The sequence below is a fragment of the Cupriavidus sp. PB-02 genome (assembly GCF_058252315.1).
In genome coordinates this window covers 2,990,139-3,014,491 of record NZ_CM177694.1, presented here as the reverse complement: position 1 = coordinate 3,014,491, position 24,353 = coordinate 2,990,139, and the positions used below count along the sequence as shown (strand labels likewise).

At 66.4% G+C, this 24,353-nt stretch carries 23 protein-coding genes and 2 tRNA genes; 13 read left to right on the top strand and 12 right to left on the bottom strand.

From position 1 onward, the window contains the following. Positions 1-124 precede the first annotated feature (124 nt). Positions 125-1,357, top strand: a complete 1,233-nt coding sequence (locus AC10V3_RS14105) for a cation:proton antiporter domain-containing protein (RefSeq protein WP_490922352.1) — start codon at positions 125-127, stop codon at positions 1,355-1,357. Between the two features lie 26 nt (positions 1,358-1,383). Here the strand turns inward: AC10V3_RS14105 and AC10V3_RS14100 are convergent, their stop codons facing one another. Further along, positions 1,384-2,316, bottom strand: coding sequence for a LysR family transcriptional regulator (locus AC10V3_RS14100; RefSeq protein ID WP_454752223.1), 933 nt, complete (start codon positions 2,314-2,316; stop codon positions 1,384-1,386). Positions 2,317-2,414: 98 nt separating this feature from the next. Between AC10V3_RS14100 and AC10V3_RS14095 the strand changes: the two genes are divergently transcribed. Next, on the top strand, positions 2,415-3,515 hold the full coding sequence (locus tag AC10V3_RS14095; RefSeq protein ID WP_022535904.1) for a YeiH family protein: 1,101 nt from the start codon (positions 2,415-2,417) through the stop codon (positions 3,513-3,515). A gap of 76 nt (positions 3,516-3,591) precedes the next feature. Here AC10V3_RS14095 and AC10V3_RS14090 read toward each other — a convergent pair. Next, a tRNA-Leu gene (locus AC10V3_RS14090) sits at positions 3,592-3,678 on the bottom strand. 208 nt (positions 3,679-3,886) lie between these two features. Between AC10V3_RS14090 and AC10V3_RS14085 the strand changes: the two genes are divergently transcribed. The 3 genes from AC10V3_RS14085 to AC10V3_RS14075 all read left to right on the top strand — a co-directional run bounded on the left by AC10V3_RS14085 (position 3,887) and on the right by AC10V3_RS14075 (position 5,355). Continuing rightward, positions 3,887-4,258 (top strand): hypothetical protein, encoded by a 372-nt coding sequence (locus tag AC10V3_RS14085; RefSeq protein ID WP_490922350.1) that lies wholly within the window; start codon positions 3,887-3,889, stop codon positions 4,256-4,258. Positions 4,259-4,522: 264 nt separating this feature from the next. Next, the gene (locus AC10V3_RS14080; RefSeq protein ID WP_022535902.1) at positions 4,523-4,777 is read left to right on the top strand and encodes a hypothetical protein; all 255 of its coding nucleotides are present in this window, start codon (positions 4,523-4,525) and stop codon (positions 4,775-4,777) included. A gap of 170 nt (positions 4,778-4,947) precedes the next feature. Further along, complete coding sequence (locus AC10V3_RS14075; RefSeq protein WP_041681105.1) at positions 4,948-5,355, top strand: heme-binding protein; 408 nt, start codon at positions 4,948-4,950, stop codon at positions 5,353-5,355. 272 nt (positions 5,356-5,627) lie between these two features. On the opposite strand, the gene AC10V3_RS14070 is transcribed toward AC10V3_RS14075, so the two are convergent. The 4 genes from AC10V3_RS14070 to AC10V3_RS14055 all read right to left on the bottom strand — a co-directional run bounded on the left by AC10V3_RS14070 (position 5,628) and on the right by AC10V3_RS14055 (position 8,115). Then, complete coding sequence (locus AC10V3_RS14070) at positions 5,628-5,960, bottom strand: hemin uptake protein HemP (RefSeq protein WP_041681537.1); 333 nt, start codon at positions 5,958-5,960, stop codon at positions 5,628-5,630. A 253-nt stretch (positions 5,961-6,213) separates the two neighbouring features. Beyond that, positions 6,214-6,627 carry an ExbD/TolR family protein gene (locus AC10V3_RS14065; RefSeq protein ID WP_022535899.1) on the bottom strand — a complete coding sequence of 138 codons (414 nt, stop codon included), beginning with the start codon at positions 6,625-6,627 and terminating at the stop codon, positions 6,214-6,216. A 21-nt stretch (positions 6,628-6,648) separates the two neighbouring features. Further along, the gene (locus tag AC10V3_RS14060; protein ID WP_490922348.1) at positions 6,649-7,377 is read right to left on the bottom strand and encodes a MotA/TolQ/ExbB proton channel family protein; all 729 of its coding nucleotides are present in this window, start codon (positions 7,375-7,377) and stop codon (positions 6,649-6,651) included. A 78-nt stretch (positions 7,378-7,455) separates the two neighbouring features. Beyond that, a complete protein-coding gene (locus AC10V3_RS14055; RefSeq protein ID WP_022535897.1) occupies positions 7,456-8,115 on the bottom strand; it encodes an energy transducer TonB in 660 nt (219 codons plus the stop codon). 500 nt (positions 8,116-8,615) lie between these two features. On the opposite strand from AC10V3_RS14055, the gene AC10V3_RS14050 reads away from it, so the two are divergent. Continuing rightward, complete coding sequence (locus AC10V3_RS14050) at positions 8,616-10,916, top strand: AAA family ATPase (protein WP_022535896.1); 2,301 nt, start codon at positions 8,616-8,618, stop codon at positions 10,914-10,916. A 24-nt stretch (positions 10,917-10,940) separates the two neighbouring features. Here the strand turns inward: AC10V3_RS14050 and murI are convergent, their stop codons facing one another. From murI to AC10V3_RS14030, 4 genes are all read right to left on the bottom strand, one after another. Further along, positions 10,941-11,750, bottom strand: a complete 810-nt coding sequence (gene murI, locus AC10V3_RS14045) for a glutamate racemase (RefSeq protein WP_349604204.1) — start codon at positions 11,748-11,750, stop codon at positions 10,941-10,943. A 95-nt stretch (positions 11,751-11,845) separates the two neighbouring features. Continuing rightward, the gene (locus AC10V3_RS14040; RefSeq protein ID WP_022535894.1) at positions 11,846-13,369 is read right to left on the bottom strand and encodes a fumarate hydratase; all 1,524 of its coding nucleotides are present in this window, start codon (positions 13,367-13,369) and stop codon (positions 11,846-11,848) included. Between the two features lie 171 nt (positions 13,370-13,540). Then, positions 13,541-14,092, bottom strand: coding sequence for a TIGR00645 family protein (locus AC10V3_RS14035; protein ID WP_022535893.1), 552 nt, complete (start codon positions 14,090-14,092; stop codon positions 13,541-13,543). 113 nt (positions 14,093-14,205) lie between these two features. Continuing rightward, positions 14,206-15,177: a DMT family transporter gene (locus tag AC10V3_RS14030; protein ID WP_490922347.1), complete on the bottom strand. Its 972-nt coding sequence runs from the start codon at positions 15,175-15,177 to the stop codon at positions 14,206-14,208. Between the two features lie 311 nt (positions 15,178-15,488). Here AC10V3_RS14030 and acs point away from each other — a divergent pair, with 311 nt between their 5' ends. The 5 genes from acs (at position 15,489) to AC10V3_RS14005 (ending at position 21,155) form a co-directional block, all read left to right on the top strand. After that, entirely contained in the window at positions 15,489-17,471 is a 1,983-nt protein-coding gene (acs, locus tag AC10V3_RS14025; RefSeq protein ID WP_022535891.1) for an acetate--CoA ligase, read from the top strand. Positions 17,472-17,570: 99 nt separating this feature from the next. Beyond that, positions 17,571-19,622: a sodium:solute symporter family protein gene (locus tag AC10V3_RS14020; protein ID WP_022535890.1), complete on the top strand. Its 2,052-nt coding sequence runs from the start codon at positions 17,571-17,573 to the stop codon at positions 19,620-19,622. Between the two features lie 73 nt (positions 19,623-19,695). Further along, positions 19,696-19,786, top strand: a tRNA-Ser gene (locus AC10V3_RS14015). Between the two features lie 191 nt (positions 19,787-19,977). Then, the gene (locus AC10V3_RS14010; protein ID WP_022535889.1) at positions 19,978-20,826 is read left to right on the top strand and encodes a D-amino acid aminotransferase; all 849 of its coding nucleotides are present in this window, start codon (positions 19,978-19,980) and stop codon (positions 20,824-20,826) included. 53 nt (positions 20,827-20,879) lie between these two features. Then, positions 20,880-21,155 carry a hypothetical protein gene (locus AC10V3_RS14005; RefSeq protein ID WP_022535888.1) on the top strand — a complete coding sequence of 92 codons (276 nt, stop codon included), beginning with the start codon at positions 20,880-20,882 and terminating at the stop codon, positions 21,153-21,155. Positions 21,156-21,229: 74 nt separating this feature from the next. On the opposite strand, the gene dgcN is transcribed toward AC10V3_RS14005, so the two are convergent. Together dgcN and yfiR are read right to left on the bottom strand one after the other, a co-directional pair. After that, on the bottom strand, positions 21,230-22,495 hold the full coding sequence (dgcN, locus tag AC10V3_RS14000) for a diguanylate cyclase DgcN/YfiN (RefSeq protein ID WP_022535887.1): 1,266 nt from the start codon (positions 22,493-22,495) through the stop codon (positions 21,230-21,232). After that, the gene (yfiR, locus tag AC10V3_RS13995; RefSeq protein ID WP_022535886.1) at positions 22,492-23,091 is read right to left on the bottom strand and encodes a regulatory sequestration protein YfiR; all 600 of its coding nucleotides are present in this window, start codon (positions 23,089-23,091) and stop codon (positions 22,492-22,494) included. Before yfiR ends, dgcN begins: the two co-directional genes overlap by 4 nt. Positions 23,092-23,411: 320 nt before the next feature. Here yfiR and AC10V3_RS13990 point away from each other — a divergent pair, with 320 nt between their 5' ends. Both AC10V3_RS13990 and AC10V3_RS13985 read left to right on the top strand, forming a co-directional pair. Next, a complete protein-coding gene (locus tag AC10V3_RS13990) occupies positions 23,412-23,873 on the top strand; it encodes a CopD family protein (RefSeq protein WP_022535885.1) in 462 nt (153 codons plus the stop codon). Between the two features lie 58 nt (positions 23,874-23,931). Continuing rightward, on the top strand, positions 23,932-24,336 hold the full coding sequence (locus AC10V3_RS13985; RefSeq protein ID WP_022535884.1) for a lysozyme inhibitor LprI family protein: 405 nt from the start codon (positions 23,932-23,934) through the stop codon (positions 24,334-24,336). Positions 24,337-24,353: the final 17 nt, after the last annotated feature.

Genomic DNA, 24,353 nt, shown 5'->3' with positions numbered 1-24,353 from the left:
GCTGCCGATCGTCCTGCGCCGACCGCTGGTGCGCGCCGGACGCTGTGTCATGGTGGCCGCGGAGAAAAAGCGGGTGGGATCCAGCCATCGCCGTTCAGCCCCTGACACGAGGAACCCCGCACGCATGCATCACGCCACCCCGCTTATCAGCACCATCGTCGGCGGTATCGTCCTGGCCTTCATCCTTGGCGCCATTGCCAGCCGGCTGCGCCTGCCGCCGCTGATCGGCTACCTGTGTGCGGGCATCGTGGTGGGGCCGCATACACCCGGCTATACCGCCGACCAGGCGCTGGCGCCCGAGCTGGCGGAGCTTGGCGTGATCCTGCTGATGTTCGGTGTGGGACTGCATTTCTCGATCAAGGACCTGATGGCGGTGAGGCGTATTGCCATCCCGGGCGCGGTAGTGCAGATCGGCATCGCCACTTTGCTTGGGATGCTGGTGGCGTGGGGCTTTGGCTGGTCGTGGGGACAGGGGCTGGTGTACGGGCTGGCGCTGTCGGTGGCCAGTACCGTGGTGCTGCTCAAGGCCTTGCAGGAACGTGACCTGGTGGAATCGCCGCAGGGCCGCATCGCGGTCGGCTGGCTGATCGTGGAAGACCTGGCGATGGTGCTGGCGCTGGTGCTGCTGCCAGCCATGGCTGGTCTCCTGGCCGGCGCTGGCGAAGGGACGGGCGAGAGCGCGCCCGGCACAGGCGAAGTAGTGCTTGCGATTTTCACGACGCTGGGCAAGGTTGCCGCATTCGTCGCGGTGATGCTGGTGATCGGGCGCCGCTTCATTCCCTGGATGCTGGAGCGCATCGTCTGGACCGGCAACCGCGAGATGTTCCGCCTGGGCGTGCTCGCCACCGCGCTGGGCGTTGCCTACGGCGCGTTTGCGCTGTTCGGCGTGTCGTTCGCGCTGGGCGCCTTCTTTGCCGGCATGGTGCTGGCGGAGTCGGAGTTCAGTCATCGAGCGGCCGAGGAATCACTGCCGCTGCGCGATGCCTTTGCCGTGCTCTTCTTTGTCTCGGTCGGCATGCTGTTCGACCCGATGGTGCTGGTCAACGACCCATGGGGCGTGCTGTCGACGCTGTTCATTATCGTGGTGGGCAAGTCGCTGGCGGCGATGGGGATCGTGCGCGCGTTCGGCCATTCGGGCCAGACCGGCATGACAATCGCCGTGAGCCTGGCGCAGATCGGCGAGTTCTCGTTCATTCTCGCCAGCCTCGGCGTCTACCTGAAGATCCTGCCGGAGCGCGGCCAGGCGCTGATCCTGGCCGGCGCGCTGCTGTCGATCATGCTCAATCCGGTGCTGTTCCACCTGCTCGACCTGTACACGGCGCGGCGCAAGCGCAGCAGCGACCCGCAGCCGGCCTGAGCCCGGTAGTCCGGCAGTCCGGCGGCTTAGGAGGCGCCGATGCGCGGCGCCATGGTGCGCAGGTACTCGGTAAAGGCCAGCAGGCCCTGGGTCGGGAACTTGTCCTGGTGCACCACCAGCTGCAGCGGCCGCACGATGCGTGGCAGGCCGTCGCGGATCGCCACCAGCGTGCCGCGCGCCAGTTCGTCCTGCACCACATGCAGCGACAGGCAGCTGACCCCGAAGCCGCTCATCACGGCGCGCTTGATCGCCTCGGCGTTGCCCAGCTCCAGCGCGAAGCGCAGCTCGCCCAGCAGCGGCACCAGCCTTTCCTCGATGACCTCGCGCGTGCCCGACCCGGGCTCGCGCACGATCCATTCGGCATCGCGCAACGCCACCAGGTCGTGCGCCGCGGCGGCGAGCGGATGCGAGGGCCCGACCACTACCACCATCTCGTCATCGCACCAGGGCACGCTGCGCAGGTCGCGTTCATGGCTGGCGCCTTCCACCAGGCCGATGTCGGCTTCGAACTGAAGCAGCGATTGCAGCACCTCGCGCGTATTGCCGATGCGCAGGTCCAGTGTGCACGGACCACTGCGCGAGTGGCGGAAGCCCGCCAGCAGCGGCGGCAGGATATAGCTGCCGATCGTGTTGCTGGCCGCGATGCGCAGCTGCACCCCGGTCTGGGTGGCGAAGCGCTCCAGCTCCTGCGCCTGATCCAGCAGCGACAGCGCGCGCGGGAAGAACTGGCGGCCGGTCTCGTTGATGCTCAGGCGGCGGGCGACGCGGTCGAACAATGGGCTGTCCAAGGCACGCTCCAGTTCGGCCAGCGAGGCGCTGACAGCCGACTGCGACATCGCCAGGGCCTGCGCGGCCGCCATGGTGCTGCCGTGCTGGGCCACGGCGACGAATACGGAGAGCTGGCGCAGCGTCAGTCGCAGGGGGCGATGGTCCGGACGGGGTTCTGGGCGGTGTTCCATATCGAAAGAATCAATAACGCATAACGATATTACCCGTTTTACGGGTTAGGGGGGCGCCGGTACGCTGGAGCCACTAAAGAACACAACCCGAGCCTGCCATGTCTTCCGTCTCCGCTCCCCGTACTGCCCAGGCCGCCGCACCGGCCGCCTTGCCCGCGCCCTGGTCGCAGCGGCTGCTGACGCTGGTCCCGCTGGGTGGCATCGCCTGGCTGGCGATCGCGCTGGCGGAGCATCCGGCGGTGTCGCGCTACGGGCTGAGCGCGCTGACGCTGGCCATGTGTGCCGGCATGGTCGCGGCCAATACGCTGCCGCGCCACTGGCTGGCCCCGCTTGCGCCCGGCATGCAGGTCGCGCGCCACCACCTGCTGCGCCTGGGCGTGGCGCTGTACGGACTGCGGCTGACCTTTGCGTCCATCGTTGCGCTGGGCCTGCCGGGCATCGTGGTGCCGCTGACCATGCTGGTCGCCACGCTGCTGTTCGGTACCTGGGTCGGCACCACGTTTTTCGGGCTGAGCCGCCGCGAGGCGATCCTGGTCAGCTCGGGCAGCGCCATCTGCGGCGCGGCCGCGGCCATCGCCGTGTCGTCGGTGGTGCGCACCGATGACAAGCAGACCGCCGTGGCGGTGGCAACGGTGGTGCTGTTCGGCACCGTCGGCATGCTGCTCTATCCCTACCTGTACGAACTGGCGACCGGCCACTGGCACTGGGCCGTCAGCGAGCGCATGTTCGGCATCTTCACCGGCGCAACCCTGCATGAGGTGGCGCAGGTGATCGCCGCCGGCAAGATGATCAGCGAGCCGACCGCCGATGCCGCCGTGGTGGCCAAGATGGTGCGCGTGTTGGCGCTGGGCCCGCTGCTGCTGGTGATGGCGCTGTGGCCGCAGGGCGGTGGCGCGCAAGGAGCAAAGGCGTCGGCCGGCGGTAACCGCCTGCGCGGCATCATGAAGTCGGTGCCGTGGTTTGCGGTCGGGTTTGTCGTGGTGATGGCAGTCAACTCGGCCGGCGCGGTGCCCACGGCCTGGAAGGCGCCGCTGATCGCGCTGGACAACTGGCTGCTGGCCTGCGCGATGCTGGCGATCGGCCTGCACACCCGTATCGGCGACCTGGTACGTGCCGGACGCAAGCCGCTGGCGCTTGCCGGTGTGCTGTTTGTGTTCCTGATGGGGCTGGGCGCGCTGCTGTGCTACGCGATGGCCTGAAGCCGGCAAGCGGGGAATGACTGAGAGGGGGCGATTGCCCCCTCATTTCATTTGGAGGCTGGGCGGCAATGTGCCCTGGTGCGGCCGACGGGACTCGAACCCGTAAGCCTGGAAAGGCGGCAGATTTTAAGTCTGCTGAGTCTACCAATTTCTCCACGGCCGCACGGCAAGCCCGGTATTGTGGTGGCTCCGCAATCCGGATGCAAGCGCGCAACAGTCGTCCTTCCCCGCAACCCCCTAAAGTACGGGTTTGCCGCCCAAAAGTGACGGGGCTGTTACCGCTGGTAACAATGTTGTGCCTGCCGTTTCACCTGGAAATTTCCAAACCTCTAAAATACTAGGTAAGAGAAATCTCACTTTGAGAGGCGGATATGAAACGTTGGTTGCTCGCAGCATTCGGTGTCGCAGCCGGGCTTGCGTCTGGGGCCGCGATGGCCCATGTGAGCGTCGGCGTGGCGGTCGGTGTCCCCGGCGTTGTGATCGGTGGCCCGGCTTACTATCCGCCCGCTCCTGTGTACTACGCGCCCCCGCCCCCGGTGGTGGTGGCACCGGCGCCGGTCTACTATGGCCCGCCGGCCGTGGTGGTGCGTCCGCGCCCGGTCTACTATGGTCCGGGCTACTATGGCCCGGCGCGCTATTATGGACACGGCCACCGCGGCTACTATGGTCCGCCGGGACATTACCGTGACGGCCACGGCCACGGCCACGGCCATGGCCATGGTCACGGTCGCTGGCGCGACTGAGCGGCGCAAGCAAGCTTTTTGAAAGACAGGGCCCTGCGGGGCCCTTCGCTTTTCTTGTTGCCGCACTGCGGCATGAGCCTGCGACGCCAGTTCCCGGAATTTCGCCCCTATCTTGAGCGTAGTCAAATTATTTGAACGGACTGCTCAAAGCGTCACCTCCATCACTATAAGGGTTTTCCCCTAAACTATGTCTATGACGTCGTGATGACATTTCTGCACGTCTTAGCGATGCCAGGACTAACCAGAACGCACAGGGGAATTCTCATGAAGATCAAGCAACTCGTTGCCGCCGCCGCCGCACTGGCCGCGCTGGGCGCCATTTCCACCTCCGCATCCGCGGCTGGCAAGGTCGATCCGTACCTGGACGGCGCCAAGATCGGCGCAGTCGATCCATACACCGACGGTGCCAAGGCGGGCAAGTTCGATACGTACACCGATGGCGCGCGCGTCGGCAAGACCGACCCGTACACTGACGGCGCACGCATGGGGTCGCGCGACTCGTTCAGCGACGGCGCCTGATATTCGCCACTGGTACCACCTGACCACCTGACCGGAATGGCCCGCCCCGCGCGGGCCATTCTGCTTTGTGCGGATAGCCCGGAAGCCTTGCCCCAAGCGGCGGCCATGGCGATGGCGGGGGTGCGGCGCTATACTTGCGCATTCAACAAATGAATGACCAGGAGAGTGGCATGCAGCAAAAGACGGTTCTGACGGCAGACGACGTGAAGAAGATCATGGCCGCAGCGGAAACCGAGGCGAAGAACCATCACTGGGCCGTGTCCATCGTGGTGGTGGATGACGGCGGCCATCTGCTGGCCATGCAGCGCCTGGACGGCGCCGCACCGATTTCCGCCTACATTGCTGGAGAGAAGGCCCGTACCTCGGCACTGGGCCGTCGTGAGTCGAAGATCTACGAAGACATGATCAACAACGGCCGCTACTCGTTCATGACCGCGCCGGTGCTGCAAGGCATGCTGGAGGGCGGCGTGCCCATCGTCTGCAACGACCAGGTGGTCGGTGCCGTGGGCGTGTCGGGCGTGAAGTCGACCGAAGACGCGCAGATCGCGCGCGCCGGCATCGCCGCGCTGGGCCTGTAAGATCCGTGGCCGGCGACCACGCCGGCCCATGAAAATGCCCCGAAGGCATGGCCTGCGGGGCGCAATAAAAGAGGGCATGGCTGGATCCGGGCCGGCCTGGCGAGGGGTCTGAAATCCCGCCGGCGGTACGCTCACCTGGCTACTGCCCAACACCTCGTTCCGAGGTGGTCCCCACAAAAGTCTTTACTGCCACGTTCGTGGCGCCCGCGGCGAACGCGGGTCTCAAATCCTTCCCATCGGCTTCAGCGCAACGGAATCGCCGCCGGGGCGTGTTATTTCGTCAGGATCAGCTTGCCGTAGCGCGTGACGCGCAGCGTGTAGACCTCGCCGTTATGCAGGATCGGCAGTGTGCTCGCGCCGCGCATGATGGCGTCCAGCGCCACCGGCTCACCCGCGGGGGCGGATAACAGGCTGTCGCGTACCAGTGCCTCGATGCGGGCGGGCAGGGCGGCCACGGCCGACTTGACGGAGGCGATGGTCGACGGGGCTGCCTTCGCAACTGCCGTCTCACGGCGCGGCTGGGCGGCCACCTCGACGCGGCGCAGCGACAGCCGGCGGCGGGTGACTTCACGCGGTTGCGACAGCGGCAGGGAAAGTGTGCTCATCATCTGGCTCCGTTCTGCAATAAGGGTGCGCCGGTAGCGGCGCGTCGATGGAAATATATTAAATGAGAATTGTTATCATTACAATAGAGTTTGGCTAAGGTTCGGCAAACGACGATGCGACCCTGGCCGCGCTGTTGTGGCGGGCTAATCGTCCCTGTTCGCGTCCCGGTTCGGGCAACGGAGCGGAGCCGTAAACGACAGAAGGGCATCCCGAGGGATGCCCTTCCTGGCCGGGATGCCTGGCGGCGCCCGCTTACTGCTTGGGTTCGGTGATAAAGCCGATCTTGCCCAGGCCGCCATGCTGCGCGGCGGCCATCACCTCGGCCACGCGCTCGTAGCGCACCTCGCGGTCCGCGCGCAGGTGCAGCTCAGGCTGAGGCTCCTGCTTGGCGGCCAGCGAGATATTGTTTTCCAGCGTGGCCTGGTCCACTTCCACCTGGTTCCAGAAGACCTTGCCGCTCGCGTCGATGATGACGTTGATGTTCTGCGGCTTGGGGTCGTTCGGGGTGTTGGTGGCGCGCGGCAGGTCGACCTTCACCGCGTGGTTGATCACGGGAATGGTGATGATGAAGATGATCAGCAGCACCAGCATGACGTCGACCAGCGGCGTCATGTTGATCTCGCTCATCACCTCGTCGTCGTCGCCGTCGAGAGTACCGAATGCCATGATGACTTCCTTACTTGCGGTTTAGCGCTGTGCCGCGGCCAGGCGCACGGTGCCGTCCTCGGTGCGGGCACCGGTCGGGCGCACACGGGCACCGGTCACGAAGTAGGCGTGCAGGTCGTGCGCAAAGCGGTTCAGCTTCGAGATCACCGACTTGTTGCCGCGGGTGAGTGCGTTATAGCCCAGCACGGCCGGGATTGCCACGGCCAGGCCGAAGGCGGTCATGATCAGCGCCTCGCCCACCGGGCCGGCAACCTTGTCGATGGTCGGTACGCCCGAGGCACCGATGCCGATCAGCGCGTGGTAGATGCCCCACACCGTGCCGAACAGGCCGACGAACGGCGCGGTCGAGCCCACCGAAGCCAGCACCGCCAGGCCCGACTGCATGCGCGCCACCGAGTCATCGATGGAGCTCTTGAGCGAGCGCGTCAGCCAGTCGGAGATATCCATCACGTCGTGCAGCTGGGGCTGGCTGGCGCGGTGGTGCTGGGTGGCTTCCCTGCCGGCCACGGCCAGCGTGCGGAACGGGTTGGCGTCGCTCGCGCCCAGGGTTTCGAGCGCGTGGTCGAAGTCATCAGAGTGCCAGAAGCGCTTTTCCGCGCCTTGCGCCATCTTCTTCAGGCGGAACAGATCCCACGCCTTGGTAAGGATCACGATCCAAGAGGCGAGCGACATGACCAGCAGAATGATGGCGGTCGCACGCATGACGAAGTCGCCTTGCGCCCAGAGGTGGGAGAGTCCGAGGTCCTGCATGTGTTGGTTCCTGGTGAGTTCGCTTGGGTTAGGTCAGATCAGAGATCAGAAATCGGATCGCGCGATCGGTTCAGTGATTTAGTTCAGTTCGAAGCCGATCGGCTGCTGTGCCGTGACCGCGACAGCACGGCCGTTGTCCATGTAAGGCTTGCAGCGCATCGCCTGCACCGCTTCCACTGCTGCCTGGTCCAGGCGCGACGAGCCGCTCGACGATACCACCGCGGTCTTGATGACCTTGCCGCTCTCGTCGGTGGTCAGCCGGATTACGGCCTTGCCGGTCTCGCCCATGCGGCGCGACTGGGAAGGATACTTCGGCTGCGGCGACGAGCACTGGATTTCGCCGATGCCGACCGCGCGCGGGGCGGTTGCCACCGGGGCCGGTGTGGGCTCAGGCGCCGGTGCCGGCGGAGCGGGAGGTGCCGGCGGGGCCTCGGGTGCGTTCGGCGTGGGCGGCAGGTTGGCCACCGCCTGCGGCGTCGGCCGGGGTTGCGGCGGCGTCGGCTTGGGCGTGGTGATCTTCACCTGCTTGGGCGGCGTTTCCTGCTTGGGTTTGGGCTTGGGCGGCTCAGGCGGGGCTTCCTGCTTGGGCTGTTCGAGCGGGATGATGCGCGCGATGATCTCGGGCGCGATCACGGCCTCGGTCAGCTTGCGCCCCAGGCCGCTCTGGATCAGGTAAAGCAGGCCGGCGTGGAACAGCAGAACGGCGAGCGTAATCTTGAAGAAGCGTTGATCGAACATGTGTCAACAACAAAAGTCTGCCGGCAGGCGCGAGGACGCCTGCAGCGGTGCACGCAGCGGCGCTGGCGCACCGTCACTTGCGATAAAACAGGATCAGCGAGATGCCGCAACCGACCAGCAGGCTGAGCAGCAATTCCATGATAAACGCTCCTTCAACAGGGTTGCCGTGGGAGCGCCACTCTGGGGCAGCGTGTCAGCGCGGTAGTATAAACGATAATGATTCTTATTTGTTGTGATTTGTGCGTCGCAACTGGAAATTTCTGCCACGACACGTTATACCCCCAAATCCAGGCAGCGTTTTGGAACGCTTAGCGCAATCTCGCGCGGGTTTGCGCGCCCGCAACCAACCGGATGCTTCGGTGGCCCAGGCCACAATCGCTGGCGCCTGATCTTTCCGTGCGTGCGCGGAGGGGGGCAAAGCGCGCTAGCATAGGAAGAAACTGCAGACGAGGCGGTGCGCCGGTCGCGCGCCCGCCACGGCGCGCTCGGGGAACCCGTCCATGGACTTCACACGTTCCGCTGAAGATGACCGCTCGACGATTCTGCGCTCCATGGCCGGGACGTCGTCCAGCTCCGCGCTGGACTGGATGTGCGCCCAGTTTGCCCTGCGCGTGGTGTGCGTGCTGGGCCCGCGCTTCAATTTGCGCAGCAATATCAACGATGTCCTGACCGTCAGCGCGCAGGAAATGGTGTGGCCGTACGGCGTGGTGCTGCGCGTGCAGCGCTTCCTGGCCGCGCGCTGCGCCGACATGCCCGCCTGGAAGGGCGCTTCGCGCCTGACCCCTGAAGAGTTCCTGGATCGCCACGGCCAGTGGAACAGCGCCTTCGATGAAAGCGCGCTGTTCTATTACCTGGACGAGTACGTCAAGCACCACGCGAAGGACATGTTCGCGGTGTTCGACGCCTCGGCCGCGGCCATCGCCCAGCGGCTGGAAGGCGAGCGCGTGCTGCTGGTGCGCAATATCGACATGCTCAGCCATGTGCTGGACCTGCCCGAGCACGAGCGCAAGCTGCTGCTGTACGCGGCGCTGGCCAAGTACAAGCGCGACCTGCGCGCGGTAATGGTCGACTGCAAGGTGGCGCACAGCCAGGAAGCGTTCCAGATCCTGGCTGGGCTGACCGGCGCCGGCGCGGCTGACGTGGCCGCCTCGCTGCGCCCGGGCTCGCGGCTGGAGACGCTGAACCTGATCGAACAGCCGCTCCCGGAAAACAGCGTGACCGACCTCGGCGACCTGATGCGGCTGTCCGACCGCCTGCTGCACGTGCTGCTGGGCAACTACGCCAACGAGGCCGAGATGATGGCGGTCTTCACCCGCCCGGCCGCTCCGCCCACGCTGACCACCGCCGACTATCCCCATGTCGAGACCGACGCGCGCTACCTGTGCGCGCTGCTGTCCAATGCCACGCGCCAGCACGCCAGCGGCGTCAACGTGCTGATCTACGGCCCGCCCGGCACCGGCAAGACCGAGTTCGCGCGGCTGCTGGCGCGTGAGGCAGGTTGCGAACTGTACGAGGTCGATTGCCTGGACCGCGACGGCAACAGCCTGTCGGGCAAGGACCGCTACCGCTCGCTGCAGGTGTCGCAGGCCTTCCTGCGCGGGCGTGCGCATACCGCGCTGTTGTTCGACGAGGTGGAAGACGTCTTTCCCGGCAGCGCGCGCGAGCTGATGAGCCTGTTCGGCCAGGAAGACACGCGCGCCTCGGTGAACGGCAAGGCCTGGGTCAACCAGACGCTTGAGCAGAACCCGGTGCCGGTGATCTGGATCTCCAACTCGATCCGCCAGATCGACCCGGCTTACCTGCGCCGCTTCCAGTTCCACCTGGAGTTGAAGATCCCGCCGCCGCTGGTGCGCGAGAACATCATCCGCAAGCACTTGGGCGGGCTGGACGTCAGCGATGCCTTCATCGCCGGGCTCGCCGCGCGCAAGACGCTGACGCCGGCACAGGTACAGTCCGCTGCGCGCTTCGTCGAGCTGGCGCGGCCCGATGTGGAAGAGCCGGTGGAAGCGCTGATCCTGCGCCAGCTCGAGCACGCCGACCGCGCCATGGGGCTGCGCCCGGAAGCCGAGGCCCGACCGGTGGTCACGCACTACCGGCTGGAGAACCTGCATCTCGAAACCCGCTACGAGGTGGTGAAGATCGTCGAAGCCCTGCGCGTGCGCCAGCGCGGCACGCTTTGCTTCTACGGCCCGCCCGGCACCGGCAAGACCGCGCTGGCCGAGCATATCGCCGCCGAGCTGGACCTGCCGCTGATGATCCGCCGCGCCTCGGACCTGATGAGCAAGTACGTCGGCGAGACCGAGCAGCAGATCGCCGCCATGTTTGCCCGCGCCGAGGAAGACGGTGCGGTGCTGCTGCTGGACGAGGCCGACAGCTTCATGCAGAGTCGCCAGCAGGCGGTGCGCAACTATGAGATCTCCGAGGTCAACGAGATGCTGCAGGGCATGGAACGCTTCAACGGCATCTTTGTCTGCACCACCAACCTGTTCGACCGCATCGACGAGGCCGCGCTGCGGCGCTTCTCATTCAAGATCCGTTTCCTGTCGTTGAAGCCCGCGCAGCGGGCGACGATGTTCGTCGACGAGGCGCTCGATGGCGAAGAGTCTCGCCTGACCGACGCCATGCGCCGCGAACTCGATGCAATGGATTGCCTGACGCCGGGCGACTTCGCCACCGTCAAGCGCCAGTGCGTGCTGCTGGGTGAGGCGCTGACACCGGATGAATTCCTGGCGCAGCTGCGCCAGGAGCATGCAATCAAGCCCGAGGTGCGGGAGCACCGTCCGCTGGGCTTTCTGCAGTAGGGAGGGGGCCGGCCGCAGTGTCGGCTACAGCGCGGGCGCCGGCTCGATCACCACTGTCTCGGCATCGGCCTGCACCTGCAGCAGCGTGGCTGCCATGGCACGCAGGTGCGCGGCGTCCTTGGTGGAGGCAAAGCGGTCGTGCGGCGTGGCATCGGGCGCGGCAGCCATGCCGTGCTCGGCCAGCTTGCGCGCGAGCTGGCGCGCAATCGCGCTACCGGTGTCCACCAGCGCCAACTGGTCGCCCACCATCGCGCGGATGGTGCCGGAGAGGAAAGGGTAGTGGGTGCATCCCAGCACCAGCGTGTCGGCGCCGGCTTCGAGCATGGGCGTGAGGTAGGCATCGAGGCGCTCGCGTACGGCGGGGCCGTCGACATCGCCTTGCTCGATCAGCGACACCAGGCCAAGGCCGGCTTCGCAGATAAAGCGGCTTTCGCCATCCAGCGACGCCAGCAGCCGCGCGAATTTGGCGCTCTTGAGCGTATTGGCGGTCGCCAGCACGCCCACCACCTTGCTGCGGCTGGCCGCGGCGGCCGGCTTCAGGCCCGGTTCCACACCGATGATCGGAAGCGGCAGTTGCTTGCGCAGCAGTTCCACGGCATGGCCGGTGGCCGTGTTGCAGGCGATCACCAGCGCCTTGCAGCCTTGGGCGATCAGCCATGCGCAGGCCTGCAGGGTGCGCGCTTCGACAAATTTCTCGGGCTTCTCGCCGTACGGCGCGTATTTCGAATCGGCCAGGTATAGCAGCGATTCATGCGGCAGCAGCGTGCGGATCTCGCGCAGCACGGACAGGCCGCCAAGGCCGGAATCGAAGACGCCGATGGGTGCGGGGTTCACGGGAGGGGAGGGCAACAGAAAATTGGGCAAAAAAAAGCCGGGTCGGAACCCGGCTTTTTTCGAGCGCGACGGCAGATTCTACCGCGTTGCCTTGCTTACAGCGCGGCGACCGGGATCTTGCCGATCTTGGCTTGCCATTCGGCCGGGCCGGTCTTGTGCACCGAGGTGCCTTCGCTGTCCACGGCGACCGTCACCGGCATGTCCTTGACGTCGAACTCGTAGATCGCTTCCATGCCGAGGTCTTCGAAGCCGACCACCTTGGCTTCCTTGATTGCCTTGGCCACCAGGTAGGCGGCGCCGCCCACGGCCATCAGGTAGGCCGACTTGTGCTTCTTGATGGCTTCGATCGCCACAGGGCCGCGCTCGGCCTTGCCGATCATCGAGATCAGGCCGGTTTCGGCCAGCATCATCTCGGTGAACTTGTCCATGCGCGTGGCGGTGGTGGGGCCGGCCGGGCCGACTGCCTCGTCGCGCACCGGATCGACCGGGCCGACGTAGTAGATCACGCGGTTCTTGAAGTCCACCGGCAGCTTCTCGCCCTTGGCCAGCATGTCGGCGATGCGCTTGTGCGCGGCGTCGCGGCCGGTCAGCATCTTGCCGTTGAGCAGCAGGGTCTGGCCCGGCTTCCACGAGGCGACTTCTTCCGGCGTCAGCGTGTTCAGGTCGACGCGCTTGGAGGTCTCGGTGTTCGGTTCCCACTCGACCTCCGGCCATTGCGACAGGTCAGGCGCTTCCAGCTTGGCCGGGCCGCTGCCGTCCAGCGTGAAGTGCACGTGGCGGGTGGCGGCGCAGTTGGGGATCATCGCGACCGGCTTGGATGCGGCGTGCGTCGGGCAGGCCATGATCTTGACGTCCAGCACGGTGGCCAGGCCGCCCAGGCCCTGCGCGCCGATGCCCAGCGCATTGACCTTCTCGTACAGCTCGACGCGCAGTTCCTCGACCCAGTCCTTCGGGCCGCGGGCGATGATGTCCTGGATGTCGATGGACTCCATCAGCGATTCCTTGGCCATCACCATGGCCTTCTCGGCCGTGCCGCCGATGCCGATGCCCAGCATGCCCGGCGGGCACCAGCCCGCGCCCATGGTCGGCACGGTCTTCAGCACCCAGTCGACGATCGAGTCGGACGGGTTCAGCATCACGAACTTGGACTTGTTCTCCGAGCCGCCGCCCTTGGCCGCGACCTGGATGTCGACGGTGTTGCCCGGCACGACCTCGTAGTGGATCACGGCCGGGGTGTTGTCCTTGGTGTTCTTGCGGGCGCCTTCGGGCGGGCTGACGATCGACGCGCGCAGCACGTTGTCCGGGTGCGTGTAGCCGCGGCGCACGCCTTCATTGATCATGTCCGTCAGGCCCATGGTGGCGCCATCCCAGCGCACGTCCATCCCCACCTTGACGAAGATCGTGACGATGCCGGTGTCCTGGCAGATCGGGCGCTTGCCCTCTGCGCACATGCGGCTGTTGGTCAGGATCTGTGCGATCGCGTCCTTGGCCGCCGGGCTCTGCTCCAGCTCATAGGCGCGGCCCAGGCTGGTGATGTAGTCCATCGGGTGGTAGTAGCTGATGTACTGCAGGGAGTCGGCGACGCTCTGGATGAGGTCTTCTTGCTTGATAACAGTCATTTTGTGGGGGTGGGCAGCGGTGAAACACAGCGCGAAATCATACACTGAGCCGGGGCCTTCTGCCCGTCTGCATACATCGGTCTACACGCGTGGAGGTGGCGCCGGCGCCTCAAAACAAAAAACCGCGGCACATGGCCGCGGTCCGGTGTGAAGCCAACGCTCAGCGTCGTCTCAATGTGTCCCTGACTTCGCATGGGTGCCGGCCGGGTGTGACACCATCCGGTCCACCCAGGCCATGGCCACCGCAGAGGCGAGGAAGGCAATGTGGATCGCCACCTGCCACATGATGGTGTGGGTCGTGCGCTGCTCCGCATCGATAAAGGTCTTCAGCAGGTGGATCGACGAAATCCCGATCAGCGCCATCGACAGCTTGACCTTGAGCACGCCGGCGTTGACGTGGTCCAGCCACTCCGGCTCGTCCGGGTGGTTGTCGATGCCCAGGCGCGACACGAAGGTCTCGTAGCCGCCCACGATCACCATGATCAGCAGGTTGGAGATCATCACCACGTCGATCAGGCCCAGCACCACCAGCATGATCTTGTTCTCGTCGAATTCCGTCACATGCGCCAGCAGGTGCCAGACTTCGACCAGGAAATGGTAAACATAGACGCCCTGGGCCACGATCAGGCCCAGGTAAAGCGGCAACTGCAGCCAGCGCGACGCGAAGATGATGCTCGGGATCGGCCGCATGGTCTGCGGCCTGGTCATTGGATTGGAAGCCATGGGCGGGGCGGTGTCGGCGAGTTGAAAGTCGGCGTGGATTGTACCAAGCGCAGATGACCGGGCTGTGTTACCGACCGTAACCGAAGACCGTTACCATTTCTCGCCCGCGTGGCTCAGCCCGCCGCGCCCGGATCCGCGCCGGCCGCCTTGCCGCGCCACGCGCCGCGCGCGATCCGGCCCGGCCAGCTCGCCAGCACGATTCCGGCCAGCACGCACGCCAGCGCCACGCCGTGCGGCCAGCCCGGCTTCTCCCCCAGGAAGGCGATGCCGTAGGTGGCTGCCGCCACCGGCAGCACCGAGGTGAACACGCCCGCTACTTGCCCCGGCACATGCCGGATGCCCTTCATCCACAGCCAGAAGGAGAACACGCTGGCCGACAGCGCATACCAGAGCAGCATCAGCCAGGTCTGCGTAGGTACCGTCGAGGCATCGAAGGTCAGCAGCGGCGCCAGGCCCAGCGGCAGCATCAGCAGCCCGCCGATCAGGTGCGTATAGGCGCAGATCTCGATTGCTGCCAGCGTTTGCGTGAGCCGGCGCGACAGGATCACGTAGATCGATTCGCACGCCACCGCGCCCAGGATCATCAGGTTGCCCAGCCAGGCCTGGCTGCCGCTGCCGGTGCCATGCGAGTCGCCGCGGGCGATATTGAGCACGGCGATACCGGCCACCGCCAGCAGCACCGATGCCACCGTGCGCCGCGACAGCCGCTCGCGCAGCAGCAGCCAGGACAGGATCGCCACCGTGGCGGGGATGGTGCTGGTGATCACGCCTGCGGCCATGGCGCTGGTCAGCCGCACGCCGTTGAGCATCAGCAGCGTAAACAGGAAGGTGCCGAAGAACGCCTGCAGGAACAGGTTCAGCCATTCGCCGCGCGAGACGCGGCGCATGCGCGCCGGCCGGTACCACGGCGCCAGGCAGATGATGGCGATGACAAAGCGCAGCAGCGCGAACAACAGCACCGGCACATGCGCGATGATCGATTTGCCCAGTCCGACATTGCTGCCGACCAGCGCCATCGAGGCGATCAGGAAGAGGGCGTAGACGGGGGGGGAGGCGGAGGTCTGGACGGGAGGGTTGGCGGACACAGGTTACTGCCTCGGTCGTCCGGCGTGCGGGCCGGCATATGGCACGGCGGGCTGGTGGGCCTGGGGAGCGCGGCAAGGGTCAGCGCCGCGTTCAGGTATAGGGGTCGCGGCATTATAGCTGTGCTAGCCTAATGGAGAAGGCCGCACTTTCGCCCCCGATGGCTGGACTGTTCCTGCTGCGCTGCAGCATGCGCACCGGGAACTGCCCCAACCGTGCCGTGGGCGCGCGCAGCCGCCGAGCGTCAGGTTTCAGTAAGGCGTCGGGCGTAACGTGGCAGCCAAAGCCAGTCCAAAGTCAGGAGACAAGACCTATGTCCGCTATCGAATCGGTGATGCACGAGCATCGCGTGTTCAACCCGCCCGAGGAATTCGCCAGGCAAGCCGCGATCCCCAGCATGGAGGCCTATCAGGCGCTGTGCGAAGAAGCCGAGCGCGACTATGAGGGCTTCTGGGCCCGCCACGCGCGTGAGTTGCTGCACTGGAACAAGCCCTTCACCAAGGTACTGGACGAGAGCAACGCGCCGTTCTACAAGTGGTTCGAAGACGGCGAGCTCAACGCGTCTTACAACTGCCTGGACCGCAATCTGCAGAACGGCAACGCCGACAAGGTCGCGATCGTGTTCGAGGCCGACGACGGCACCGTCAGCCGCGTCACCTACCGCGAGCTGCATGGCAAGGTCTGCCGCTTCGCCAATGGCCTGAAGTCGCTTGGCATCAAGAAGGGCGACCGGGTCGTGATCTACATGCCGATGTCGATCGAAGGCGTGGTGGCGATGCAGGCCTGCGCACGGCTAGGTGCCACGCATTCGGTGGTGTTCGGCGGCTTCTCGGCCAAGTCGCTGCAGGAGCGGCTAGTGGACGTCGGCGCGGTGGCGCTGATCACCGCCGACGAGCAGATGCGCGGCGGCAAGGCGCTGCCGCTGAAGGCGATCGCCGATGATGCGCTGGCACTGGGCGGCTGCGACGCCGTCAAGAACGTGATCGTCTACCGCCGCACCGGCGGCAACGTGGCCTGGACCGAAGGCCGCGACCGCTGGATGGAAGACGTCAGCGCGGACCAGCCGGACACCTGCGAAGCCGAGCCGGTGAGCGCCGAGCATCCGCTGTTCGTGCTCTACACCTCCGGCTCCACCGGCAAGCCCAAGGGCGTGCAGCACAGCACCGGCGGCTACCTGCTATGGGCGCTGATGACGATGAAGTGGACCTTCGACATCAAGCCCGACGACCTGTTCTGGTGTACCGCGGACATCGGCTGGGTCACCGGCCATACCTATATTGCCTATGGCCCGCTGGCCGCTGGCGCCACCCAGGTGGTGTTCGAAGGCGTGCCCACGTACCCCAACGCCGGCCGCTTCTGGGACATGATCGCGCGCCACAAGGTCAGCATCTTCTACACCGCGCCGACCGCGATCCGCTCGCTGATCAAGGCCGCCGAGGCCGACGAGAAGATCCACCCCAAGCAATACGACCTGTCCAGCCTGCGCCTGCTCGGCACCGTGGGCGAGCCGATCAACCCCGAAGCCTGGATGTGGTACTACAAGAACATCGGCAACGAGCGCTGCCCGATCGTCGACACCTTCTGGCAGACCGAGACCGGCGGCCACATGATCACGCCGCTGCCGGGCGCGACGCCGCTGGTGCCGGGCTCGTGCACGCTGCCGCTGCCGGGCATCATGGCCGCGATCGTCGACGAGACCGGCCATGACCTGCCCAACGGCAACGGCGGCATCCTGGTGGTCAAGCGCCCGTGGCCGGCAATGATCCGCACCATCTGGGGGGATCCGGAGCGCTTCAAGAAGAGCTATTTCCCCGAGGAGCTCGGCGGCAACCTCTACCTGGCCGGCGACGGCTCGATCCGCGACAAGGACACCGGCTACTTCACCATCATGGGCCGCATCGACGACGTGCTGAACGTGTCGGGGCACCGCATGGGCACGATGGAGATCGAGTCGGCGCTGGTGGCGAACTCGCTGGTGGCCGAAGCCGCGGTGGTGGGCCGCCCGGACGACATGACCGGCGAGGCGATCTGCGCCTTCGTCGTACTGAAGCGCGCGCGTCCCACTGGCGAAGAGGCCGTCAAGATCGCCACCGAGCTGCGCAACTGGGTCGGCAAGGAAATCGGCCCGATCGCCAAGCCCAAGGACATCCGCTTTGGCGACAACCTGCCCAAGACGCGCTCGGGCAAAATCATGCGGCGCCTGCTGCGGTCGCTGGCCAAGGGTGAGGAAATCACGCAGGACACCTCGACGCTGGAGAACCCGGCGATCCTGGAGCAGCTCAAGCAGGCGCAGTAATCCCGTAGCCGTGCATCTGCCGCCGAACCCGCCGCCGCGTTTCCGCGCGCCGGCGGGTTTGTTACGATAGCGCCCCACCGACCACGGACCGCCGCCCCCATGCCCGATGCCCAGTCGCGCTTTCGCCGCCGGCTGCTGCTGTACTACGGCCTGTTCACGCTAGGGCTGTTCGGTTTCGTCGCCATGATGGGGCTGCTGGAGCGCTCCAATGCCGATGCGCTGTGGCTCGGCTATGTCTTCCTGTTTGTCACCATCGCGATCTATGCCTGCATCGGGCTGATCTGCCGCACCTCGGACCTGAACGAGTACTACGTCGCCTCGCGGCGCGTGCCGGCCTTGTTCAACGGCATGGCGATCGCGGCCGACTGGATGAGCGCCGCGTCCTTTATCGGCCTGGCCGGCATCCTGTTCTCGTCCGGCTATGAAGGCCTGGCCTATGTGATGGGCTGGACCGGCGGCTACTGCCTGGTGGCCTTTCTGCTGGCGCCATACCTGCGCAAGTACGGCGGCTATACCATCCCCGATTTCCTTGCCGCGCGCTACGGCAACGGCAAGCCCGGCGGCAACCTGCCGGTGCGCGCCATCGCCGTGCTGGCGGCCTCGCTGTGTTCGTTCGTCTACCTGGTGGCGCAGATCCAGGGCGTGGGCCTGGTGGTGACGCGCTTTATCGGCGTGGAGTTTGCCGTCGGCATCTTCTTCGGGCTGGCGGGCATCCTGGTCTGCTCGTTCCTCGGCGGCATGCGCGCGGTCACGTGGACCCAGGTGGCGCAGTACATCATGATGATCGCCGCCTTCCTGGTTACGGTGTCGATGATCGCGTGGAAGCACCACCAGGAACCGCTGCCGCAACTGAGCTACGGCACGCTGCTGGCGCAGCTCGACGCGCGCGAGCAGCAACTCGAACGCGAGCCCGCCGAGCAGGCCGTGCGCGAATACTACAAGCAGCAGGCCATCCTGCTGCAGGAACGCATCGCCCGGCTGCCGGATTCCTTCATGCAGGAACGCGACGCGCTAGACGCGCGCCTGCAGGACCTGCGTGCGCGCAACGCCCCGCTGCGCGAGCTCAAGGCACTGGAGCGCGAGCGGCTGGAGTTCCCGCGCGATGCGGGCACCGCGCAGCAGCAATGGAATCAGCAGCGCGAAGATGCGCTCGCGCGCAGCCGCCATTCGCTGTCCTCCACCGAGCCTTATCCCGCGGAGTCGGAGCAGGAGCGCAAGACCAAGCGGCTCAATTTCGTGCTGCTGGTGTTCTGCCTGATGGTCGGTACCGCCAGCCTGCCGCATATCCTGACGCGGCTCTACACCACGCCGTCGGTCAAGGAAACGCGCAATTCCGTAGCCTGGGCGGTGTTCTGCATCGCCTTGCTCTATGTGTCCGCGCCCACGCTGGCGGCGCTGGTCAAGTACGAGTTCTTTACGCACCTGGTCGGCACCTCATATGCCGAGCTGCCGCAGTGGGTGGTGCAATGGCGCAAGGTCGACCCGCCGGTATTCGGCATCCGCGACGTCAACGGCGACGGCATCGTGCAGTGGGCCGAAATCCTGCTGCAGCCCGACATGATCGTGCTCGCCGCCCCGGAAATCGCCGGGCTGCCGTACGTGATCTCCGGCCTGATCGCGGCCGGGGCGCTGGCGGCGGCGCTGTCCACTGCCGACGGGCTGCTGCTGACGATCGCCAATGCGCTGTCGCACGATGTCTTCTATCACATGGTCGACAGGCAGGCGAGCCATCAGCGGCGGGTGACGACCGCCAAGATCGTGCTGCTTGGCGTAGCGCTGTTTGCCTCTTACGTCACCTCGCTGCGGCCGGGCAATATCCTGTTCCTGGTGGGCGCAGCCTTCTCGCTGGCCGCATCCAGCTTCTTCCCGGTGCTGGTGCTCGGCATCTTCTGGCGCCGCACCACCGCCGCCGGCGCCGTGGCCGGCATGGCCGCAGGGCTGGCCGTGGCGGTGTACTACATCTTCGTCAACTATCCGTTCTTCACGAAGATGACCGGCATTTTCGGCAACCGCTGGTTCGGCGTCGACCCGATCGCGTCCGGCGCCTTTGGCGTGCCCGCGGGGTTTGCCGTGGCCATCATTGTCAGCCTGCTGACGCCGCGCAATGCGCCGGTGATCGACCGGCTGGTGACCTACCTGCGCAAGGGGTAGGGCAGGGTAAGGCGAAGTATCGCGACGAAGCACTGGATTCGTCGGACAACTCTGCTATAATCGCGGACTTCCCGGAGAGATGGATGAGTGGTTTAAGTCGCACGCCTGGAAAGCGTGTATGGGTTAATAGCCCATCGGGGGTTCGAATCCCCCTCTCTCCGCCAGAATTCAGACAAAACCCGCACGGCGCAAGCCCTGCGGGTTTTTGCTTTACGGGTTTTGGTTCTGGTGTGCCATGGAGTCGCGATTCGCGCGCCGCGGACCACGGCGCCGTCATGCGAATCTTGCATAAGCCTCCCGAGAGCGGTGTGGAACAATCAATGCATTCCCTCCATTTCTTCCGTTCAAGCCCACCATGACCGACCCCGTCGTCCACCTCAACGGCACCCTGACCCCACTCTCCGAAGCCCGCATCCCCGTCCTCGACCGCGGCTTCATCTTCGGCGACGGTATCTACGAAGTCATCCCGTATTACGGCGGCAAGCCGTTCCGCGGCGCGCAGCATCTGGCGCGGCTGCATCGCAGTCTGGAGGCCATCGGGATTCCCGATCCGCACAGTGCGGGTCAGTGGATGGAACTGATCGGCGAGGTGGTGGAGGCCAACGGCATGTCAGACCAGATGGTCTACATCCAGGTGACGCGCGGCGTGGCCAAGCGTGCCCATGCCTTCCCGAAGGAAGTGGTGCCGACGGTGCTGATCATGACCAACCCCATGGCACTGCCATCGGCGCAGATGCGCGAGCAGGGCGTGGCGTGCGTGACGATGGAGGACCGGCGCTGGCTGAACTGCCAGATCAAGTCGACCTCGCTGCTGGGCAACGTGCTGGCCGCGCAGCATGCGGCGGAGCATGGCGCGACCGAGGCGATCCAGTTCCGGGATGGCTGGCTGACGGAGGCGTCGTCGTCCAACGTCTGGGTGGTGCGCGATGGCCGCGTGCTGGCGCCGCCCAAGGACAACCTGATCCTCGAAGGCATCCGCTACGGCTTTATGGAGGAGATCTGCGCGGCGTTGGAGATTCCAATGGAGGCGCGCCGGATTGCAAAGGAAGCGGTGTTTGCCGCCGACGAGGTGCTGCTGTCGTCAGCCAGCAAGGAGCTGCTGCCGGTGGTGACGATCGACGGCCGCACCGTTGGCAAGGGTGTGCCGGGGCCGGTTTTCCAGCGCCTCTACGCTGCCTACCAGGCGGCCAAGACGGCCCTTTGAGCTTACCCGTACCCCCGTGCTAGGATGGCCCCGGATCCATCGTGGAGTCAGTCATGGCCAAGCGCGAGCGCGGCCGGCATGCCCTGCAGGATGAGGTGAGCCGGCGCATCCAGGAAATCTATGAAATCGGTGAGGACGGGGCCAAAGTGCGGGTACCGGCCCCGGTGCCGCATCCCCGAGATGCCCGCGGCCGCAACTGGAATATGACAGGCTTCGGCAACGCTACTGGCTATGAGGCCAGCATCCGCGCGGTGGTGGACAAGGTGCGCGACGAGTTCGACCTGAACGAAGCGCTGGAGAACCGCGCGCCCAATCCGTTCGGGGACTGAAGACGGCCTTGCCGTCCAGAATTTCCAGCGCGGCATCAAACAGCGCAGGGCAGAAGGTTCGGTCATGAGGATTCTCACAGCGTGACGTCCAGGCGCGGTTCGGCGCTTTGCCAGATGCCGCCGGAGCGCCGCTTGGCGCCGTACATGGCGGCGTCGGCAGCGTGCAGCAACGCCTGGCTGCCTTGCGCGTGGACGGGGAAGACGGCCAGGCCGATGCTCAGCGACGCTCGCACCGTGCTGCCGTCGGGCAGGGCGATCGGGGCGGCCATGGCCTGCAGGATATGTTCGGCGATATGGATGGCGTCGCGGGGCGCGCGCAGCGCGGCGGCCAGCACCGCGAATTCGTCGCCGCCGATGCGTGCCACGGTGTCACCGGCGCGCAGGCTGGCGCGGATGCGCTGGGCCACGGCCACCAGCACCGCGTCGCCGGCGGCATGGCCGTGGTGGTCGTTGATGCGCTTGAAATCGTCGCTGTCCAGGTACAGCACCGCCGCGTACTCGTCGTTGGCGGCGGCATGGCGCACGGCGCGCTCGAGCGCCTCGACGAAGGCCGCGCGGTTGAGCAAGCCGGTCAGCGCATCGTGGTTGGCACGGTGGGCGAGCGAGCGGTTCTCGTGCTGCAGCTGGTTCTGCCAGGTCTGTAGTTCGTCCAGCAGGCCGTTGAAGTCTTCGCTGAGCGCGTTGAGTTCTTCGATGCTGGCGGGTGGCGTGCGCTGTGCGAAATCGCGCTCGGAGCGCACCGCGTGTGCCACTCGCATCAGGTTGCGCAGTGGTTCGACGATCTGCACCAGCAGCCGGCTGGCCAGGTAGTGCGCGCCGACCGCGGTCAGCAGCAGGCAGCCCAGCAGGCCCAGAGCGCCCTGCAGCAGGAAGTGCAGCAGGTTGCGCGGGTCGCCGCTGACGCGCAGCACGCCGACCTGCTGTGCCTGGTGCAGGATCGGCTGGTCGACGGCGCCCATGCTCAGCCACTCGCCCAGCGCGTGGGGCAGGCCAGTCAGCTGCGGCTGGCCGGGGCGCCGCCACTCGGCCAGCACGCGGTTGTCGCGGTCGTAGACGGTGGCGCGCGCGATGTCCTCGGACGCGGCGATCACCGCCAGCGTTTCGCCAGTGGCCGCCTGGTCGTGGAAGACCACCGGCGCCTCCAGCGTATAGGCGATGGAGCGGGCCACAAGCCGCACGTTGTGGTCGGCATAGACGCGCAGCGCGGTCATGCCGAGCGCGGTCAGGGACACGCCCGCGGTGAATACGGCAATCAGCGCCACGCCCAGGTGGATGCGGCGCAGCACGCTGTAGAGTGTGGGGCGGACCGGAGTGCCCGGCGCCGGCTTGCGCGCCCTCATGACGGCGCTCCCTTGCGGCGTCCCAGTTGCAGCACGCCGGGGTGTACGTGCACGCCGCTGCGGGCCAGCGTGTCGAGGTTGACGCGGAACAAGACCTGGTTGTCGCGGATGTTCAGGCAGAACATGCTGCCCACCTCGCACTCGAAGTCTTCCTCGGTGACCACCAGTACCGGACGGCCGGTCAGTTCGGCCGACAGGCGCTTGCGTCGGGCGTCGTTCATCGCGCCGACATAGAGCGCATCGCAGGCCGGGTGCAGCATGTCGGCCAGCACGTCGACCTGGCGCGTCTGCACCGGCCGCCCGCTGGCGAGCGTGCCGCCCTCCATCAGCCGCGCGGAATAGCGGCTGGCGTTGTCCACGCACAGGCGCACCGTGTCGCGCTCCACGGGCCAGCGCGCGTAGCCGAGCAGGCTGAAGACCACGCGCGCGACCAGGTCGGTGCGCTGCGGCGCGGGCTGCGCGGTCACCGCCGGCGGCAGCATCGCGGGCAGCACGGCCAGCGTCGCGGCGAGCAGGGCCGGCAGGCAACGGCGCAGCAGCGGGCGTGGATGCGTGAGATCGGCACGGGAAAGGGCGCTGGCTGGGGCAGGAGCCATGGTCAGGGATGGGTTTGCGGTGCGGCTGAGGCGTGCTGGCTGGCCACGGCCGCGGGTATTGTTCGGGCGCGTGTTTCGGGCGATCAGGCGTTCAAGAATGACGCGCGCGGGGCCAAAAAACGGGCTTCGGAAGCAGCGTTTTCGTGTAGCCCGCAAGCGGCGCTGGATGTTACGGAACGTTTATCGGTTCCCGGAGGTTTTCCTGAAGTGTGGCGGCGCGACTTGCAGGTCTTCGCCGTGGCGGACACAACACATAGAATGTGGCTTCGCCCCTTCGTCCCCTTCCACCCCCCAAGCGCGCCTCGCCGCCGCATGCCGCCATGATCGCCGACCCCTTGCTCCGCTTCCTGCACGTTGCCAGCGTCACCATCTGGGTGGGCGGCATGTTCTTCGCCTACCTGTGCCTGCGGCCGGTGGCCGGCAGCGTGCTGGAGCCGCCGGCGCGGCTGCGGCTGTGGCGCGGCGTGTTCGGCCGCTTCTTCCCCTGGGTCTGGGCCGCGGTGATCGTCATCGTGCTGAGCGGCGTGGCGATGATGGTCGCCGTGGGCATGGCCGGTGCCCCACGCAACTGGCATCTGATGGCGGGCATCGGCATCGTCATGGCGGTGGTTTTCTGCTATGTCTGGTTTGGTCCGTACCGCGTGCTGAGCCGGGCCGTGGATGCGCAGGACTGGCCGGCCGCCGGTGCCGCCCTGAACCGGATCCGGCAGGCTGTGGGGACCAACCTGGTACTCGGGCTGGTCAATATCGCGGTAGCCACGCTGGGACGCTGGCTGGCCTGAGCGGTACCGGACGCCTCCGCCACGTTGCGTCACGCCACCAAGGAAAGGGAGAACCCATATGCGCGCCATCGCCTGCCTTGCCATCTTCACCCTCACTGCGGCGTCCACGCCAGCCAGCGCCACGGAAAGCAATGGCCTGAGCGCGGAATACGAGCGCTGCATGGCCAAGGCCGGGTCGACGGCCGACATGCTCGGCTGTACCTCGGCCGAACTGCGGCAACAGGACATTGCGCTGAATACCGCCTACCAGGGCTTGCTACGCCGGCTGGTGGCGCCGCGCACGGGTTTGCTGCGGGTGGCGCAGCGCGAGTGGCTGCAGTTCCGCGATGCCAATTGCGCCTATGTGGCGGATCCGGCCGGCGGCACGGCGGCGCGGGTGGCGGGCGCGTCTTGCATGGCCCGGATGACGGCGGCGCGGGCGCGCGAATTGCGTGCCTACGGCAACGAGGCCGGTGCCCGGTAAGTGCGCGGGCCATGTGC

Excerpts from the sequence above, each read along its gene's own strand:
- yfiR (WP_022535886.1), bottom strand. The coding sequence starts at position 23,091 with ATGGCTCCTGCCCCAGCCAGCGCCCTTTCCCGTGCCGATCTCACGCAT.
- acs (WP_022535891.1), top strand. The coding sequence starts at position 15,489 with ATGTCCGCTATCGAATCGGTGATGCACGAGCATCGCGTGTTCAACCCG.
- AC10V3_RS14035 (WP_022535893.1), bottom strand. The coding sequence starts at position 14,092 with ATGGCTTCCAATCCAATGACCAGGCCGCAGACCATGCGGCCGATCCCG.
- AC10V3_RS14100 (WP_454752223.1), bottom strand. The coding sequence starts at position 2,316 with ATGGAACACCGCCCAGAACCCCGTCCGGACCATCGCCCCCTGCGACTG.
- AC10V3_RS14020 (WP_022535890.1), top strand. The coding sequence starts at position 17,571 with ATGCCCGATGCCCAGTCGCGCTTTCGCCGCCGGCTGCTGCTGTACTAC.
- AC10V3_RS14075 (WP_041681105.1), top strand. The coding sequence starts at position 4,948 with ATGCAGCAAAAGACGGTTCTGACGGCAGACGACGTGAAGAAGATCATG.
- AC10V3_RS14065 (WP_022535899.1), bottom strand. The coding sequence starts at position 6,627 with ATGGCATTCGGTACTCTCGACGGCGACGACGACGAGGTGATGAGCGAG.
- AC10V3_RS14055 (WP_022535897.1), bottom strand. The coding sequence starts at position 8,115 with ATGTTCGATCAACGCTTCTTCAAGATTACGCTCGCCGTTCTGCTGTTC.
- AC10V3_RS14085 (WP_490922350.1), top strand. The coding sequence starts at position 3,887 with ATGAAACGTTGGTTGCTCGCAGCATTCGGTGTCGCAGCCGGGCTTGCG.
- AC10V3_RS13985 (WP_022535884.1), top strand. The coding sequence starts at position 23,932 with ATGCGCGCCATCGCCTGCCTTGCCATCTTCACCCTCACTGCGGCGTCC.
- dgcN (WP_022535887.1), bottom strand. The coding sequence starts at position 22,495 with ATGAGGGCGCGCAAGCCGGCGCCGGGCACTCCGGTCCGCCCCACACTC.
- AC10V3_RS14070 (WP_041681537.1), bottom strand. The coding sequence starts at position 5,960 with ATGAGCACACTTTCCCTGCCGCTGTCGCAACCGCGTGAAGTCACCCGC.
- AC10V3_RS13990 (WP_022535885.1), top strand. The coding sequence starts at position 23,412 with ATGATCGCCGACCCCTTGCTCCGCTTCCTGCACGTTGCCAGCGTCACC.
- AC10V3_RS14005 (WP_022535888.1), top strand. The coding sequence starts at position 20,880 with ATGGCCAAGCGCGAGCGCGGCCGGCATGCCCTGCAGGATGAGGTGAGC.
- AC10V3_RS14040 (WP_022535894.1), bottom strand. The coding sequence starts at position 13,369 with ATGACTGTTATCAAGCAAGAAGACCTCATCCAGAGCGTCGCCGACTCC.
- AC10V3_RS14050 (WP_022535896.1), top strand. The coding sequence starts at position 8,616 with ATGGACTTCACACGTTCCGCTGAAGATGACCGCTCGACGATTCTGCGC.
- AC10V3_RS14105 (WP_490922352.1), top strand. The coding sequence starts at position 125 with ATGCATCACGCCACCCCGCTTATCAGCACCATCGTCGGCGGTATCGTC.
- AC10V3_RS14080 (WP_022535902.1), top strand. The coding sequence starts at position 4,523 with ATGAAGATCAAGCAACTCGTTGCCGCCGCCGCCGCACTGGCCGCGCTG.
- AC10V3_RS14010 (WP_022535889.1), top strand. The coding sequence starts at position 19,978 with ATGACCGACCCCGTCGTCCACCTCAACGGCACCCTGACCCCACTCTCC.
- AC10V3_RS14060 (WP_490922348.1), bottom strand. The coding sequence starts at position 7,377 with ATGCAGGACCTCGGACTCTCCCACCTCTGGGCGCAAGGCGACTTCGTC.
- AC10V3_RS14095 (WP_022535904.1), top strand. The coding sequence starts at position 2,415 with ATGTCTTCCGTCTCCGCTCCCCGTACTGCCCAGGCCGCCGCACCGGCC.